Raw genomic sequence first — 2078 nt, forward strand, 5'->3', positions numbered from 1 at the left:
CGGTCCCGCGAGGACCCGCGAGGAGGCCAAGCAGGCCATCGAGGTCGGCATCGAGACCGCCCGCGACCTGGTCGCCGCCGGCAACAAGGCCCTGCTCACCGGTGAGATGGGCATCGCGAACACCACCGCGTCCGCCGCCCTGATCTCCGTCTTCACCGGCGCCGACCCGGCCGAGGTCACCGGCCGGGGCACCGGCATCAACGACGAGACCCTGGCCCGCAAGACCGACGTCGTGCGCCGCGCCCTCGAACTGCACCGGCCGGACCCCGCCGACGGCGGCGAGGACGCCGATGGGGTCGGCGGGGTCCGGCCGGTGCAGTTCGAGGGCGCGGCGCACGACGTCGGTCTTGCGGGCCAGGGTCTCGTCGTTGATGCCGGTGCCCCGGCCGGTGACCTCGGCCGGGTCGGCGCCGGTGAAGACGGAGATCAGGGCGGCGGACGCGGTGGTGTTCGCGATGCCCATCTCACCGGTGAGCAGGGCCTTGTTGCCGGCGGCGACCAGGTCGCGGGCGGTCTCGATGCCGACCTCGATGGCCTGCTTGGCCTCCTCGCGGGTCATCGCGGGACCGGCGGTCATGTCGGAGGTGCCGGCGCGGACCTTGCGCGGCAGCAGTCCCGGGGTGGCCGGGAGGTCGGAGACCACACCGACGTCGACCACGCAGACCTCGGCGCCCACCTGCGTGGCGAAGGCGTTGCAGACCGCTCCGCCGCCGAGGAAGTTGGCCACCATCTGGGCGGTGACCTCCTGCGGCCACGGGGTGACGCCCTGGGCGTGCACACCGTGGTCGCCCGCGAAGACCGCGACGGCCGCGGGCTCCGGAACGGGCGGCGGGCACTGGCGGGACAGCCCGGACAGCTGTGCGGAGATGATCTCCAGCATGCCGAGCGCGCCGGCCGGCTTGGTCATCCGCTTCTGCCGCTCCCAGGCCTCGCCGAGTGCCTTGGCGTCCAGCGGGCGGATCTGCGCGACGGTCTCGGCGAGCAGGTCGTGCGGCTCCTCGCCGGGCAGCACGCGCCTGCCGTACGTCTCCTCGTGCACGACCCACGACAGCGGGCGGCGCTTGGACCAGCCGGCCTGCGCCAGCTCGGGCTCGTCCGGGAACTCGTCGACGTAGCCCACGCACAGGTAGGCGACCACTTCGAGGTGCTCGGGCAGGCCCAGGGCGCGGACCATCTCGCGCTCGTCGAAGAAGCTGACCCAGCCGACCCCGAGGCCCTCGGCGCGCGCGGCGAGCCACAGGTTCTGGACCGCCAGGGCGGAGGAGTACGGCGCCATCTGCGGCTGGGTGTGCCGGCCCAGGGTGTGCCGGCCGCCGCGGGTCGGGTCGGCGGTGACGACGATGTTCACCGGGGTGTCGAGTATGGCCTCGATCTTCAGTTCCTTGAACTGCTTCGCCCGTCCCTTGGGCAGGGACTTGGCGTAGGCCTCGCGCTGGCGCTCGGCCAGTTCGTGCATGGTGCGCCGGGTCTCGGCGGAGCGGATGACGACGAAGTCCCAGGGCTGCGAGTGGCCCACGGAGGGCGCGGTGTGGGCGGCCTCCAGGACGCGGAGGAGGACCTCGTGCGGAATGGGGTCGTCGCGGAAGCCGTTGCGGATGTCCCGGCGCTCCCGCATGACCTTCTGCACGGCCGCGCGCTCGGCGTCGTCGTAGCCGGGGGCGGCGGGGCCGGCGGACGGCGCGGCGTCCGCCGCTCCGTCGCTCCGGGCGTCGGGGCCCCCGAGGGTCTGGGCGGGCTCGGACGGGGTCGGGCCGTCCTGGACCGGCCCGTCCTGGACCGGCCCGTCCTGGACCGGTCCGTCCTGGACCAGTCCGTCCTGGACCGGTCCGGTCTCCGCGGACGGGTGCTCGTCCGGCGCGTTCCCCGCGGGGTCCTGCCCGGCCGGCGGTTCGACGGCCGGTTCCGGGACGGGGACGGCGCCGGTGTCGGCAGCGGTGCCGGCCTGGCCGGGCACGGGGAAGGGGCCCGCGGCCTCCGGCGCGGGCCTCTCCTCGGCGGGGAGGATCAGCGGCTGCGGCGGGACCGTCGCGGGATGCGGGCCGGTCGGCACGACTCCCTCGACGGTCCCGCCGCAGCCG

Annotated in this window: 2 pseudogenes; one reads left to right on the plus strand and one right to left on the minus strand. The window is 75.1% G+C overall.

Going from position 1 to position 2078, the window contains the following annotated elements:
• Positions 1-49: 49 nt before the first annotated feature.
• Positions 50-277, plus strand: a pseudogene (locus tag AOK18_RS31580) (nicotinate-nucleotide--dimethylbenzimidazole phosphoribosyltransferase); the annotation flags it as partial.
• On the opposite strand, the pseudogene bluB reads toward AOK18_RS31580, so the two are convergent.
• Positions 236-1627, minus strand: a pseudogene (gene bluB / locus AOK18_RS29600) (5,6-dimethylbenzimidazole synthase); the annotation flags it as partial. The pseudogenes AOK18_RS31580 and bluB overlap by 42 nt on opposite strands.
• Between the last annotated feature and the right edge of the window lie 451 nt (positions 1628-2078).

It is taken from the genome of Streptomyces prasinopilosus, assembly GCF_001419695.1.
GTDB lineage: Bacteria > Actinomycetota > Actinomycetes > Streptomycetales > Streptomycetaceae > Streptomyces > Streptomyces prasinopilosus.